The sequence below is a fragment of the Ruegeria sp. O5 genome, assembly GCF_056535105.1.
The window spans coordinates 51,166-66,201 of record NZ_JBQERN010000014.1 but is presented as its reverse complement, the minus strand read 5'-3'; the positions used below and the strand labels follow the sequence as shown (position 1 = coordinate 66,201).

10 protein-coding genes are annotated in these 15,036 nt (G+C 56.5%); 3 read left to right on the top strand and 7 right to left on the bottom strand.

What is annotated here, in order from left to right; genetic code table 11:
- The first annotated feature begins 13 nt into the window (after positions 1–13).
- Positions 14–1,180, top strand: coding sequence for a DegT/DnrJ/EryC1/StrS family aminotransferase (locus ACR0M3_RS15820; protein WP_480911627.1), 1,167 nt, complete (start codon positions 14–16; stop codon positions 1,178–1,180).
- Positions 1,181–1,187: 7 nt separating this feature from the next.
- On the opposite strand, the gene ACR0M3_RS15815 is transcribed toward ACR0M3_RS15820, so the two are convergent.
- Positions 1,188–2,735 carry an oligosaccharide flippase family protein gene (locus ACR0M3_RS15815; RefSeq protein ID WP_480484448.1) on the bottom strand — a complete coding sequence of 516 codons (1,548 nt, stop codon included), beginning with the start codon at positions 2,733–2,735 and terminating at the stop codon, positions 1,188–1,190.
- A gap of 375 nt (positions 2,736–3,110) precedes the next feature.
- On the opposite strand from ACR0M3_RS15815, the gene ACR0M3_RS15810 reads away from it, so the two are divergent.
- Both ACR0M3_RS15810 and ACR0M3_RS15805 read left to right on the top strand, forming a co-directional pair.
- Complete coding sequence (locus tag ACR0M3_RS15810) at positions 3,111–4,373, top strand: nucleotide sugar dehydrogenase (protein ID WP_480484447.1); 1,263 nt, start codon at positions 3,111–3,113, stop codon at positions 4,371–4,373.
- Positions 4,360–5,616, top strand: coding sequence for a glycosyltransferase family 4 protein (locus ACR0M3_RS15805; RefSeq protein WP_480484446.1), 1,257 nt, complete (start codon positions 4,360–4,362; stop codon positions 5,614–5,616). Before ACR0M3_RS15810 ends, ACR0M3_RS15805 begins: the two co-directional genes overlap by 14 nt.
- Before the next feature lie 6 nt (positions 5,617–5,622).
- Here the strand turns inward: ACR0M3_RS15805 and ACR0M3_RS15800 are convergent, their stop codons facing one another.
- From ACR0M3_RS15800 to ACR0M3_RS15775, 6 genes are all read right to left on the bottom strand, one after another.
- A complete protein-coding gene (locus ACR0M3_RS15800) occupies positions 5,623–6,723 on the bottom strand; it encodes an acyltransferase family protein (protein WP_480484445.1) in 1,101 nt (366 codons plus the stop codon).
- A gap of 42 nt (positions 6,724–6,765) precedes the next feature.
- Complete coding sequence (locus ACR0M3_RS15795; RefSeq protein ID WP_480911625.1) at positions 6,766–8,328, bottom strand: hypothetical protein; 1,563 nt, start codon at positions 8,326–8,328, stop codon at positions 6,766–6,768.
- Positions 8,329–8,483: 155 nt separating this feature from the next.
- The gene (gene xrtD, locus ACR0M3_RS15790) at positions 8,484–10,103 is read right to left on the bottom strand and encodes a VPLPA-CTERM-specific exosortase XrtD (RefSeq protein ID WP_480911623.1); all 1,620 of its coding nucleotides are present in this window, start codon (positions 10,101–10,103) and stop codon (positions 8,484–8,486) included.
- Positions 10,104–10,235: 132 nt separating this feature from the next.
- Positions 10,236–11,669 (bottom strand): hypothetical protein, encoded by a 1,434-nt coding sequence (locus ACR0M3_RS15785; RefSeq protein WP_480911621.1) that lies wholly within the window; start codon positions 11,667–11,669, stop codon positions 10,236–10,238.
- Between the two features lie 120 nt (positions 11,670–11,789).
- On the bottom strand, positions 11,790–12,401 hold the full coding sequence (locus tag ACR0M3_RS15780) for a polysaccharide biosynthesis/export family protein (RefSeq protein WP_480484441.1): 612 nt from the start codon (positions 12,399–12,401) through the stop codon (positions 11,790–11,792).
- 114 nt (positions 12,402–12,515) lie between these two features.
- Positions 12,516–14,969, bottom strand: a complete 2,454-nt coding sequence (locus ACR0M3_RS15775) for a tetratricopeptide repeat protein (protein ID WP_480911619.1) — start codon at positions 14,967–14,969, stop codon at positions 12,516–12,518.
- Positions 14,970–15,036 lie beyond the last annotated feature (67 nt).

Sequence of the window (15,036 nt, the reverse complement as noted above, 5' to 3'; positions counted from 1 at the left end):
TTGCGGGACGGGGATGAGAAACGACACAGGTAAGAGTACGCTTTATTGCGGCGATCCTTCAATGCGGCTGGCCAATTTGTTCCGCCGCGATCCTGCGGGTGGGTATACGGCGCTGTTCAGGGACCGTTCCGTTTTCTGGAGTTTCAATACACGTGTAGCGATCCGGGCGGCTTGCGATCTTCTTGATCTGAAGCCTGGAGACGAGGTTCTGGCACCCGCCTATAATTGCGGATCAGAGATTGATCCGCTGATTGATGCCGGCCTTTCTGTCCGGCTGTATTCGGTCACCGAAAACCTTCTTGCCGATCCCGCGCGGATTGAACCGCTTATCACCAGGCAGACGCGGGCCATCTATGTGACGCATTACTTTGGAGTGATTCAGCCCGCTCTGGCAGAACTGCGCGCATTATGTGATCGGCACGGGCTGCGTCTGATCGAGGATTGCGCGCTGAGCCTTCTGAGCGGCGCCTCTCCGGCCGAGGGGCGTATTGGAGACGTTTCGGTCTTCTGTTTTTACAAGTTCATCCCGGTTTTGGGCGGGGGCGCCCTGGTGATCAACGCGCCGGATCTGGACGCAACGCGCATGTTTGAACGCTCCCCGCCGCGCAGAACGGTTGCCAAGACACTTGTACGTGCGGGGTTAGCGAATGTGCTTGGCCCAGCGAAGCTGAAAGGGATGGTAAAGGCTATAAGGGGTGGGGATCAGGTGGACCCACAAGCCTGTTCCAATGAGGAGGTTCTAGAGGATATTCCGGGCCATTACTATTTCGACCCTGCTTTGCGCGGCACCCGGATGAGCACCTTTGCTGCCCGCCCCCTGCGGGCCTTTTCCGTGCTGCAGGCCATTGAAACACGTCGGGCGAACTGGCAGTGCTACCGGGATCTTCTGACCGATATGGCGGGCGTGCGCCTGCTCGTGCCCGAGCTGTCGCCCGATACTTGCCCGTTGAACATGCCTGTGATGGTGGCTGGTCGCGACCGGGTCGTGCAGGAGTTGCAAAAAAGCGGGGTTGCTGCAACTCCCTGGTGGGCCGGGTTCAACCGCAATCTCGACTGGACGGGGCAGGCTGAGGCGATGACGCTTAAGAACGATACCCTGTCACTGCCGCTACACCAGTACCTCTCTCAAGACCATATCGAGTATATTGTTTCCGAGTTGAAGCGGGGCCTTAGGGTCTGACAGCCATTCAGAATATCTTGGCGACGAACTTGCGTTTGATTTTCGACGCAAGTTCTAACGCCAGGCTTTCGAACCCTTTGGGCCGCCCGGACAGGTGCCATAGCAACAGGTGTGTTGCGATATATGTGAACACGCCGACAAGCACCTTGACCGAGAAGCGGATACGCAGCAGCGGCAGTTCCTCGGCGGAATTATAGGCCCAGCCGATCGCATCGCCACTGCCATAGGCGCTGCTGACGATTAGAACGGCGGTGACCATTGTGATGGCTGCGGCAAAGGTACGCCAGGCCATGAGGATGGGTGTGAGAAGCCCCCCGGTCCCAAAATCCTTGGCCATGACCAGCGCCAGACCGATCGCGAACAGGCTGGCGGCACCAGACCCGAGGATCGCGCCCACAAACCCATGGGTGGATCCCAGTAGCACCAGCATGGTTGTTACGACCAACAGGATACTGTTGCGTAGAAACAGCCGTTTTGTGTCACCCTGCACGTAGCTTGCTGACCGGACATTGGCCTGCAGCGTTTCAATGGCCTTGAGCGGGGCGAGCACCCAGATTACCTGGGAGGCTGCTAGCCACTCATATCCGACCACCACGACGATCAGGTGGTTTGCGACCAGCGCCATTCCGACACTGACGGGAATGATAATGCCCAGCAGGATGGCATTAGCCTGTTCAAAGGCTTCGCGGTCGTTGCCCTGAGCCCTGGAGATGCTGGCAAGCCCGGGATAAATTACACGCTCAAGTGGCCCGATGACCTGGCTGGTGAACAGTGACACAAGGCGAAAGCCAATTCTGAAAATGCCAGCATCCGCCAGCCCCAATGTTGCTCCGATAACGATTTGCGGCATGTTGGTCGTCAGGAATTGTGTGATCTGTGCGCCCAATGACCATGATGATACGTCGATACAGTCATGCCAACACCTGAGCGTCAGCCGGGGCCGCATCGGTGCGACGGCAAAGGACCAGATAACACGTGCAACTTGGGTCAGAAAATTGGCTGCGACAATGGCCCAGAAGTCGCGCCATAACCAGGTAAGACACACTGCGAACAACGTGTATGTAATACGGCTGATAGCTTCTTCACCTGCCACGAATCCAAACCTGAGATCCCTTTCCAGCAGGGGAAACCGTGTACTTTTAAGCGAACTGACGATGGCAATCAGGCATAAGGCAGGAATCAACTCGGTCAGGGCCGGTAAGCCCAGAAAACCCATGAGAGGTGCACTGATCCAGATCAGGGCGCCCGCGGAAATACCTAGCAGCAGCTGCATCGTGAAAACCGTATTAAGATGCGCTTCGGTTACTTCGGGCTGCCGGATCAGCGTCATGGAGACCGCGCGCTGCGCGATTTCAAGTAATGCCACCGCGATAACGAAATAGGCGATTACACCGAAATCCGTCGGAGTCAGCAGGCGGGCAGTAACGATAAGTGTCAGAAGGCCAAGAACCTGACTGAAAACACCCGAAGCAAACAGTGCTGCGGCCCCAACGACTAGGGGTGTGCTACGCGGGGCTGCGGCCCCGGTCGGTTCGGATTTGGGCGAAGGCTTCAACAGCTTTGTCTTTCCACATTCAAAACAAACAACAGAATAACGGGTTAGTGTTTCCTTTTTATCTCCTCCCCCAAGTATTCCAACCAGATAGAGAAGTGCTGTTCTGGCAATTTGGCGGGGTCGCTGTTACTCAAGGAAAACTGCGGTTTTTTATGTCGAAATCACATGATTTTCTTTCAATGTCAGAAGGTTGTTTCATACTCGGTGATACGTGTAGGTCTAGTGTCAGAAAGTTATCTTCTGTTTCAAGGAGAATTTCCGGCTCAGTGTCTCAGATCGGGCTCCTCATGAGCAAGCGCGTCAAGTATGTGATGCCTGATATGTGTCCGGTGGGGGTCAGCGCTCGGAAGCCGGAATTCAAAACGGTATAATGATATGAAGATTGCGATTTTTGGTTTGGGGTATGTGGGGTTCACGGCAGCGTGCTGTCTGACCCGTGAAGGGCACGAGGTGATCGGCATTGATGTGAATGCCGACAAGGTGTCCGAAATCAACGCAGGCCAACCCCCGATCAAGGAGCCGAAAGTGGCCGGGTTGCTGACCGAGGCGCTTGGGAAAAATCTGATCCGGGCCGTGGTCGAGATGCCGGATCTCGGGGATGTGGATCTGGCCATTGTCTGTGTGGGCACGCCCAGTTCCACTGACGGCTCGCATAACATGAGCTTTGTGGCCGAGGTGACGCGCCAGATCGCCGAAACCGTATCGCCGGATCGGGCGCGGCCTCTGACGGTGGCGTATCGGTCAACCTTCCGGCCGGGCACCGTGCGGCAGCTGATCGAGCCGATCTTCCAAAGCTATCTGGGCGAGCGAACGGCGCAGGTGGTCGAGATTGTCTATAACCCCGAATTCCTGCGCGAGGCGTCGGCGGTGGATGACTTCTTCAATCCGCCCAAGATCGTTGTTGGTACAGCCGATGGCAATCGCTCGGCGGTGATGGACGAAATGCACGAGGGTCTGGACGCGCCGGTGTTCTACACCGCTTTTGAAGAGGCCGAGATCACCAAATTCGTCGACAACACCTGGCACGCGACCAAGGTGGCCTTCGCCAATGAGATCGGCCGTATCTGCCACAGCATGGGCGTGTCCGCCAAAACCATGCACGAGATTTTTGTCTCGGATACCAAGCTGAACATCTCGGCCTATTACACCCGCCCGGGCGGTGCGTTTGGGGGCTCGTGCCTGCCCAAGGATGTGCGTGCGCTGCAGCATATCGCCGGCGAGGTGGGGGCCCATACCCATCTGATTGACAGCCTGTTGCAGACCAATCAGGCGCACAAGACCTATCAGGCGCAGGACATCATGGCGCGGCTGCCCGAAGGCGGCCGGGTGCTGATGGCGGGACTGGCCTTCAAGGCCGGAACTGATGATCTGCGCGAAAGCCCCAATGTCGATATTGCCCGGCGTCTGCTGCAGGCGGGGTATCAGCTGTCGGTCTATGATCCGGCCATCAAACCTGCCGATCTGCGGGGGCAGAACCTGGGTTATGCCTTTACCCACCTGCCCAATGTGGGCCGCCTGCTGGTTGATCGCGCCACGGCCGAGGCCGGGCCATGGGATTTGGTGGTCGGATCGAACCGGATCGTGAACGAGCTGAACCTTGGCGATGCAGAGGTGATAAGAACCTATGAATATGACTAGCCCTGTGTCCGCCGTTCAGCCGATCTCGTTCGACGAGCTGCGCCAGAGCCAGCCGCTGAAAGGGCTGAAGGTTCTGATCGTGGTGGAAAACCTGCCCGTGCCCTTCGACCGCCGCGTCTGGATGGAGGCGCGCACGCTGGCTGCCGCAGGCGCGCTGGTCTCGGTTATCTGCCCCACCGGCAAGGGCCATGAGGAACGTGTCTGGGAAGATGAAGGCATCAAGGTCTACCGCCACCCGCTGCCGTTGGATGCCAGTGGGGCGCTGGGGTATCTGCTGGAATACGGCGCGGCGCTGTTCTGGGAAAGCTGGCTGTCACTGAAGATCAAGTTCACCCGTGGGTTTCACGTCATCCATGGCTGCAACCCGCCCGATCTGATCTTTCTGGTGGCACTGCCCTTCAAGCTGTTTGGCGTGCGTTATCTGTTCGATCACCACGACATCAATCCCGAGCTTTACGAGGCCAAGTTCGACAAGCGCGGCTTCTTCTGGAAGCTGATGAAGACGTTCGAGCGGCTGACCTTCGCCTCGGCACGGGTGTCGATTGCCACCAATGAAAGCTATCGCAAGATCGCCATTGAACGCGGCGGCATGGCGCCCGAGGATGTCTTTGTGGTTCGCTCGGGCCCCGATCTGAGCCGGTTGCAGCACCTGCCGCCGAACCCCGCGTGGCGCAACGGGCGGACATACATGGTGGGCTATGTCGGTGTCATGGGCGATCAGGAAGGCATTGACCTGCTGCTGGAATCCGTGGCGCATCTGGTGCAGGTTCAGGGGCGCGACGACATCCAGTTCTGCCTTGTGGGCGGGGGCCCCAGCCTGGACAAGCTGCGCGAACAATCTGCTGAAATGGGCCTGTCGGACTATGTCACCTTCACCGGCCGCGCGCCGGATCATGATCTGTTCGAGATCCTGTCAACCGCAGATGTCTGCGTGAACCCGGACCGGGTGAACGAGATGAATGACAAATCCACCATGAACAAGATCCTTGAATACATGGCCTTCGAGAAACCCATCGTTCAGTTCGACGTGACCGAAGGGCGGTTCTCGGCGCAGGAGGCCTCGCTTTACGCGCGCGCCAACGATCCGGTGGATATGGCCGACAAGATCACCGAGCTGCTGGCAGATGACGCCCGCCGCACCGCCATGGGCGGATATGGCCGCGCCCGGGTCGAAGCCGAGATGGCCTGGCCCCATCAGGTCCCCGCGCTGATCGCGGCCTATAAGCGGATCTGGAAGGGCTGAACTTCGTTATTCGGCGGCTTGCTTGGTTTCGATGGTTTTTGGCACTTTGGTCCGGCGGCGCAGGCGCATGGCCGGAGCTTCAATGAAGTGCCATGACAGCACAGCGCAAATCAGCGTGAAAGGAAGCGATATCGCCATGTTGACAACAGGCGTCGTGACCCCCGCCTGTGCCACCAGCTGCTGGATCGGAAAGGCGTAGATGTAGACGCCGTAGGAATAGTCGCCCAGCTTGTTATAGCGCAAAAGCAGCGGGGCTTCGGCGTAGCCTGCAAAAAAAGTCGCATAAGAGAGGCTGACGGCGAAGACCGGCAGAAACAGAGGCGTGAACCAGGCCATAGCGGCTAGCGCTGCAGAGGTGGCCAGCAGGATCCAGGACAGCGGGATGTACTGGCGCCAGATATAGAACACCATCCCCATCAGGAACGGCAGTCCAAGCCGCGTAAGCTGCTCGATGCGCGGGTTCAGCTCGGCAACCATCGCCACGGCATAGACAACTAGGAACAGCAGCGCCATTGCAGCGAATATCTTCTTTCGGCCCAGAAGGCCAAGAACCCCACAGATCAGGACGCCAGTATAGCAGGTGACCTCGTAAGACAGCGACCAGAGAGAGCCGTTGATTGCGGGTCCGTAAGGATTGGCTTCGAATACGCCGGGCAGCACGTACTGAATTCTGAACAGCAGCATGTTGCGAACGAAGAACTCCCCCGCCTGCGACCAGAAAACGGCAGGTGGCGCCTGTGTCAGCAGAAGACCGGCAACCAGAAGGGTAATTATGGTCACCGCCGCAAGGGCGGGAAACAGACGCAGCGCGCGCGCAGTCAAGAAGGAGGTAGCGGATCGTTTTCGGTCGAAGCTGCGCGTGATGAAAAAGCCTGAGATCGCAAAGAATATCCAGACGCAGACCATGCCAAGCGACAATCCGTGCAGTGTGGATTCGAATGGCTGGCCGACCGCGCCGCCCCAGCTCAGCGGATAGGCATGCGATACAAGCACTCCGCCAGCGGCCAGGATGCGGATCAGGTTGAAATTGTTGTCGCGCCCGTCTGACCGGTCCGCGATAAGCGGCGCAGGCTTCCCCGAGGTTGCACGCGCATCATGCTCTTTCATCTGCGGGTCCCTGGGTTGATGGCATATTCATACTATACGCAATTATTTCGAGGCTGATCTTTGATACAAGGCCCACGGTGCAGTTGACACGAGTATATCGAAACCTTGAATTTTGGGTGGAAACGATTCCTTTGAACATACGACTATTGTATCGGCTTTGGCCTTAGCCAAGACAGCCAGAGCGGACGGTAATGTGTGATTGGCTTCCAGTGCAATCTGTTGAACTGCGCCTTGCACATCGGCTAACGGACCAACAATGCGCAAAGGTTGCTGTGTGGGGTTGGCAAAGGTCGGAATTGCGGTACCATTGAAGATCATGAGAAAGGACAAAGGTCTGCAACTAGGCTTGAAAACCCACGCATCCTTTGCGTCTTCCACATAAGCCCCGGCGCCCAGGCTGCGTGTGTCGTGGAGATTCAACGCCTCAATATAAGAGGTGTAAATTTTTCCGTCCTGATACCACCCGACGGTCAACACCAGATTGCGCAACAGAAACAGTCCGGCAATCGCCGCAACGGCCATTTGTTGTGATCGCAGCTTGGCGCTGGGATTTAGCGACAAGCTGGCGGCCAGAAGGGCCAGCATCAGCAGTGGAATCCGTTCACTCAGATGTCCGACGCCGAACAGGTGCGGAGGGGTTATCAAGATCAGCAAACCACACAGCGCCACGGTAAGCTTCATACGCCAGTCGATCCGCCATATCCCGGTGATGAGGCCCCCGATCAGCACGCCCCATAATAGGATGCCAAAACCCCAGTCGAAAATGCGCCATGTGGATTCAGCCACGCGCAGGAACCCGTCAACGCGCAGATAGGCCTCGGTGCTCAGGCGTGTCCACAATGTTCCATGCTCGGCATGGGTCAGAAGATTTGAAACTGATGTGGCGACGCCACCGCTTGCGGTTTTCGTCTGTAAGAAAACTACAGTCGGCGCGATGGCAATTGATGCAAGTCTTGCGGCTTTACGTAACAAAACCGATAGCCCAGGATAGCCTGATCGGAACGCAAGCGACAACTCGACCATACCCAGCAGCAGTCCCCATAGCGCAAAGGCCAGGCCGTGAATAAAGAAAAGAAGCAGCCCCAGACATGCTGTCACAATCAGTTGCCGGACAGGCCGGCCCTGTGCCGCAATCCAATAGCCGGTTGCGCCCAGCAGAACCCCTAATCCCAGCAGAAAATTCGAGAAACCCCAAATCAGAATATGGTTATACGCCACCAGGCCAGCCAGAAGTACGGTTAGCACCGAAAGGTGGCCATGCAGAACGCGTGCAAGGTACAAAATGCCTGCGAACGGGGCCGCAATGATCAGACCGGCGATCAGCTTAGCGCCCAAAAGCGGGGGGAGCACTTTCATGACGCCTGTGCCCAGAACATCCAGACCAAGATTGGGCAGAAGTTGCCAGGCAGCCTCATAGTTCTGTTGCAGTATGACCGAGGCCGGAAGATTGGCGAGAATATAATAGCGGGCGATATGGGCGTAAAAATCCGTCAGCGGCAAAACGGGTGTCACGCACAGGGGAATGAGGCTGGCAAACAGAGTCAGTGCCAGAACTGGTCGCAGAGAACGGCTTTGAGGTGTCGTAATCTTTTCTGCCGCGGGCACTTTTCCAACCATACACTAAGAACTAAAAAACTGTTTCATCAGGTATCAATAACACATCATTGTGCAATCGATTTTTCTTGTCGCAGCCACTCGCAATACGCGCGCAATGATCTGGCGTCGCAGGTTTGGAGACCCAAGCGCTGAACCCCCCCTCCTTAAAATGGTACAAAACGCGGCAGGCGGTTCAGGCTGGGTTCCATGAATCGCTGCAGTCGTGCATCCGCGTCCGCCTCGGTTTCGCCGGGCAGGATGGGGGTGACAAAACGAACCAATGCGCCGTCGGTCCGGCCCATGGTGAATCCGTCCTGAATAACGCTCATCTTAGCGCGGAAATCGTTGACCATGCGTTTGCCGCGCTGTTCGAACCAGTAGTAGACCAGCTGTTTTGACAGTTCTTTCTGGATGACAGCGCGGTTGACGGTAAAGCTGCCGTAGGGGGTGTTGCCCGGATTGATCTCATATGGCTCAAGGCTGAAGATTTCCCAGCCACCTACGGGCAGGCAAACTTCGGGTGAATGGATGCCGTCGCCATCAGTTTGCTTGTCGTAGAAGGCCACGAACATGTTCACGAAATCACCCGATCCGCTGTCGATATAAGTGGCATGGAGGTAATCGCTGGCGCCCAGAGTTCGTTCAACATTGGGATCAAGGCTGGTGGTTGACCCCGACCAGCCGCCCAATTGTCGCGGATAGAGGACAAAGGGGTCCCGCTCGACGAGTTTCACCTCGGAGGCGGGGCGCAGTGTCCACGCGGTCGAGACCGCAAGCGTCAAAAGCGCCGCGAGAGCCAGCGCGACCGAAGCGCGGATGGCAAAGATACGCAATGCGACGGTACCCAGCCCTTCGGTATCCAGATCGATTGTCTCGGCAAAGGGCTTTGGATCGGGAGCCAGACGCTGCAAGCCGAGCGCCATGAGAAACAGAATGGCGACGCAGAGCAGGAAGATGATCCAGCCTTCGAAGAAATGCATGAACCCTTCGGCCTGTTCGATGCCATGCTGATTGACCAGAATACCGATCACGCCGATGCGGATGGAGTTCATCAGAACGGTCAGCGGCGCGGCCGAGACCAGCAGAACCACCTTGTGCCAGATCGGGCCGCGGTAGAGCAGGGCAAAGAGGTATGAAAAGCTGAGGATTGGGAACAGGTAGCGTAGCCCGGAACAGGCCTCGGCCACCTGCAGCTTGTAGACCCCCAGATCGATGACATTGCCTTCGATAAAGACCGAAACACCGGCGAGCTGCACGAACCAGACGCCCAGCTCGGACGATATCCATTGTAGGAAGATCGTGAGCTTCCAGTACAGGAATTGCGGCAGGGGCAGCATGAAGACCAGATGGATCACAGGCAACTGGTGATGTATGCCGCGTTGCCAGCCGAAGACGGTCACCATGACGCCACCGGTCCAGATGATCATTGCATAGGTGACGATATCCGGAATGCGCGCCAGGTTGCCGAGAATGGCGACGGCCAGAGCCACGGCAATCACGGCCACGCCGGGCCAGCGGTCGCGCACAATGGGATTGGGCGGCGGCATGTCCCGCAATTCACGCAGGAACAGGTACAGTGAAATAATGGGGATCAGCGGTCCGTGGCTGTATTCCGGCGTGCTCCACGCCGCGCCCAGCGAGACAATGCCGATCCAGAAAATGGGAAGCGACCCCAGAAGCAACAGGGCAAACCAGAACAGCCCCGCAGCGTTGATGGCAGGCAGGGCGTTTCGGGCCGTCTCAAGCATTTTGCTGCGGCTGTCGTTCGAATCGAGACGATGCATCACAAACCATCATGCATAATATGAGAGGCCCTGAAATTGTGACGGCCAAAGCTCAGACATTTTCGATCAGTATTCGAAACATTGATCTCAAAATATCTTGATTGTTGATGTCGTGAGTCGCGCAAACGAAAGTCAGGGTTTGAGAGAAAAGCGCCGGCCCAAAGTCATAAAGACCGAATTCGACGTTGCCGTAAAACCGTTCTGGTCATCCATTTCATATTGGTACCCTACGTTTACAGCCCAGTCTTTTGTGATAGCCCGTGTATAGGATGCACTGAACGTACCACGCTGGCGTGGATTGGGTTGGCCGGTTCCCTCATCTTCCTGATCAATGTAATCGATGCTGAAAGACAGCCCCGATACCGGGTTGATGAAATAGTCATATGTTAGAAACGCCAGTGTTTCGCGTGTTTCTATGCTCTGCGTACTGGTGCCGACCCGGCGTTGTAACGTCGCCCCGATCCGAGAACTGGCCAGCTGGTAGCTGTAGTCGAGTTGCCCGATCGGCGTGACCTCGTCGAATGGTCCTCTGGACAGGCCCACATTGAAACTCAACACTCCATTTGCGCGCTGAAAGCTACGACCGGCGGTTGCGTTTATCCGCGACCCATTGACCCCGAATGTCTGGTCAATCTGAAAATCCGCCGAGCCGTCTGACAAGGTTTTGTTCCAGGCGAAATCCCAGACGAAATCCTCGGTCACAGTGTTGGTATTGGTCGTACGCAGTGTTTCATCCACCTGACTGTAGCCGATATTCGCACTGACGGTGGTAACGGGAGATACGTTATAGGTCCCCCCTACTGTCACAACCGTCGTTTGCTGATCGGTCCGCACATTGTCTTCTGCAGAGAAGTCAGTGTAGCCGAGACGCAAGTTTGCCTGAAAAACCGGTGACACCCGCAATGTCGTGATCGCCGAGAAATCGCTTGATTTATTGTCGAACAGGTTCGGATCGATTGTGTTTGTATAGGTGCGTTCGCGATAGCTGTAGATGAATTGGAACCCGATTGGGTCATTTAGGCCGGTTTGCCAATCCAGGTTGCCCAGGGTGTTGACCTGATCTCCAATGGTTCCGGTTACATCGGCGGCATCAATCCTGCCATCCAGATTGGTGTCGGTCAGTGAACGGTTAAAGGCCAGATCCTGTTCGCGGTAATCCAATAGAAAGTCAAGCTGGCTGTTAAGGCGTGCCCGCTGATACGACAGGCGGGCAGACGGGTCTGAAAAACTGGATTCCGTTCCAATAATCGGCTCATTGGCGATCCGGTACAGCCCGGAAAGATCGAACGATAGTCTCGAATCCGAGGTCTGCTTCAGAATACCCAGAGCCAGCGTATTTTCCCACCAGGTCGTGGATCCAAGCGAAGGGTCGGTCAGGCGAAGATTGCTATCGTGCCTGAGCGATGAGAGATAATCCAGGGTCACACTCAGGCCGGTCCCGGTCCCAACCTGCTGACCGGTCGGAAGACCGACCCTTCGGGCCGGGTTTCTCTGGGCCCGTTGTGAGATCAATTGCTGGCTGGGTGTTTGCTGCACAACCGTTGATGCGACTGTTGTCTGTTGCACGGATGTTTGCTGTGTCGAAGCCTGCTGCCCGACGGCCGGTGTAAACGAACTTATGACAGCGATCCCGCCCCCCAGAATGGTGGACAGCCTGTTCTTGGATTTCCCCACCTGTATCAGCCCCTATTCGAACAAGCGGCGTGCTGGTACGACAACAACGTCTCCGGGTTTAAGCACTGTATTGCCTTGGATGCCACCGCCCGATCCGTTGTAGTTGTAAGTGTATCTGTTCATCACGCCTGTTTTACTGTCAGCCCGGCGCAATTCGATGCGCTTGCGAGCCGCGAAATTGGTCAGGCCGCCAGCCTGAGCCAAAACCTGAAGAATGGTTGTACCTTCAGTAGCAAGGTGCTTCCCGGGTACATTGACCTCACCCATTATGAAAACATCGATGGTTGGCCCGGATGCGGCCTGCCCACCCAGGAGCGGCGGCGGAGCCAGCGCCGCCACCGAAATAAAGACCGTTGGCGGCGTATTGAAGTTCGAGGCCAGCGCCGATGAGAGAGACGAGCTCAACCCGCTGGTAGATTGACCAGCTGCCCGGATCGAACCGGCAAGCGGGAAGTTGATGGATCCATCCGGCAAGACCAGAATGGTCCGGTTCAGGGTGGGGTCTTCAAGAACCTCAACCTGCAACGCATCGCCGGGCTGAATTTGATATGATTGCGCCCATGATACGGTGGCCGCAATCATGGTGATAACAAGGGCGATCAATGATCCGATAACTGTACGCATATTCAAATCTCTCACTTTCTTTCTTTATGCCGCCCTACGGGATGCAAAACAATCTACAAGGAGTCTGATACATGCAAGATGCGGCAGAAATGCAGCGGCGTCATCCACCCCCTCCTAATGGCTGGTGTCCGGTGCAGCATTCAGCTGTTCAATCTCAGCGTCCACCAATGATGCAACTTCCGTTGAAGCGTCACTGAAAGCCCTGGCTTTATGAAACAAACGCAGAGCATCTTCGCTCCGCTCTAAGGCCGCGTATGTTTTCCCAAGATGGTACAGAACCAGGGGATGTTCAGGGAATGCCGCCGCCGCAGGTTCGAGATAGGTGACCGCCTCTTCATAATTTCCCATCCGGTAGGCCACCCAACCGTATGTTTCCTGAAACACGGGTTCTTGTGTGCCGCGCAAACGTTGCGCCAAAACCTGTGCACGCCGCAGACTGCTGTCATCGGTGCGGTGCGTCGTCAGCAGGCTTGCGAGATTGTTGGCCACAACCAGGGACCGATTGGTGATCGGATAAAGCTTTTCATATGTTTCGATTGCCTGATCCAGATCCCCAGTGCGTTCGTATTCCGCCGCCTGCAGCATGAGCAGATCCGGGCTTTCAGGCAGATTAGCCAATGCCTTGGCTAAAACTTCGCTGGCCTGATCCGGGGCATTCCGTTCCGTTGCCAACTCGTGCAAGGCAGTCCACGCCCGTGTTGTGTTCGGATAATCCTCGAGAATGGCGCGGTAAAGCTGCTCGGCCTCGCGGCGTTTGTTTTCACCGATCAGAGCATGTGCTTTGATCAGGCGAATTGGCAAAGAATTCGGGTCCTCAGAAAGCAATTGGTCAAGATGGGCGAATGCCTCTGCCGTCTGCCCTTTTGTAAGCATCAGGCGAATAAGCGCGATATCGGCGGGCAGGCCAAACTCGGGATCATCCGCCAACTCGTTCAGGAAAGAGGTCAACTCCTCTGTGCGCTGCTGTGCTGCCAGCATATGGGCCCTGAGCTCGTTGGCGACACGTCGTGTTTCCGGGCTGTCCAGGTCCCCAATGGCAAGAAGGACGGTGCCCAGCCGATCCCAGTCCTGCATGTTCAGAAGCACGTCACCCAGCAGGAACAGAAGTTCGGGGTGTTCCGGGGTTTGGCGCAAGGCATGGGCCAAAACACGCTCGGTGATTTCCAGATCACCTTCTTCCATCAGAAACCGGGCATAGCGTAGCGTTTCGTCCGGTGCATTGGCGGACATTTCCGTCGCGAGCGCCAGCATTTCGCCCATCAGTTCCCTGTCTCCATTACGCTCATGCGCCTGAGCCATCAGAGTCATCAACTGTGGGTCGCGGGGTGCCTGACCAAGCGCTTCGCGTAAAAGCACAATCGCATCGCCGGTCTTGTCCTCATCAATCAACCAGGACGCTTTGAACTTGAGCGCACCAACCTGGGCTGCATCTTCGGACAGGACTTTTTCGACTAAGACCCGGGCTTCATCGGGTCTTCCAGACTGGAACATCATGAGGGCAAACTCCACCTCACTGGCCCGGGTCTGTATGTTTCTTTCCGCCCCCTCAAGCAGTGTTTGCATCTCGGAGATTGCGGCTTGTTTATCACCTGATCGGAATTTCAGCGCTGCACGCACCGTCTTAAAATGGAACGTGTTGGGACCACCCTCGGCGATGATCCTATCCAGCTCGGAAATTGCCGCTGTAGAAGCGCGGTTGTCATTCAGAAAGGCGATCAGCCGCTGTGCCGGCATGTGATCTTTGGCTTGCGGATCCACCTCAGCGCGCAGCATCTGTTCTGCCGCATCTAAATTTCCCTGGTCGATGTAATGCTGCACAAGCAACTGCTCGACGCCTTCATCGTCAGGGAATGTCACAGCCATCTGCCTAAGCAAAGCCTCGATCTCTGCCGGCATATCCAGTTCCTGAAGGGCGCGGAGCCGGATTCCATAAAGACTTGCTTCCATTGGATCGATGGCTATTGCCGCCTCTGTTTCCTGCAGAACGCCGGGCCAGTCCTCATCGCGGACCAGGTGGTCAATTATGACCTGACGCGCGGTCATCAGTTCCGGATTGCTTTCGATCATTTCGCGGGACGTATGTACGAGAAAGTCCACACTCGCGAAATCGCCCTCCCGAACTGCGTCGGTGTAAGCCAACATATTGTTGATAGATTTGATTTCGGCATCATCCGGCGCCAGAGCGCTCGCCAATGCGCCATGGCGCCTGACATCTTCCCAGTTACCTACTTCCAGAGCCATCTCAGCAAGGTTGCGATGACCTTCAAGGTTGTCTGGATATTGTTCCACCAACCGCAGATACTGACCATATGCAACAGGGATGTTGCCGCGCTCGCGCTCTAGCCGGGCAAACGTCAGGCGGGCTTCCTTATGTTGACCGTTGAGTTTGAAGACATTCCTGAATTCGACCAATGCGCGCTCGACGTCACCAGCTTCCAGATGAGCCAGACCGGCCTGGAAATGCGCCTCCGCGCGCTCTTCGGCCGAGTCGCACGCGCTCAGCAAGAGCGTCGCGGCAAAAAAGGCGACGACCAGTCGTGCACCAACTTGGGGTACGATCCTGCCCATTGCTATTCTCCCGCAAAACGTACGAAAAAGCATGCAACCCATCAATCGGTTCGGTTGCACACCTCAG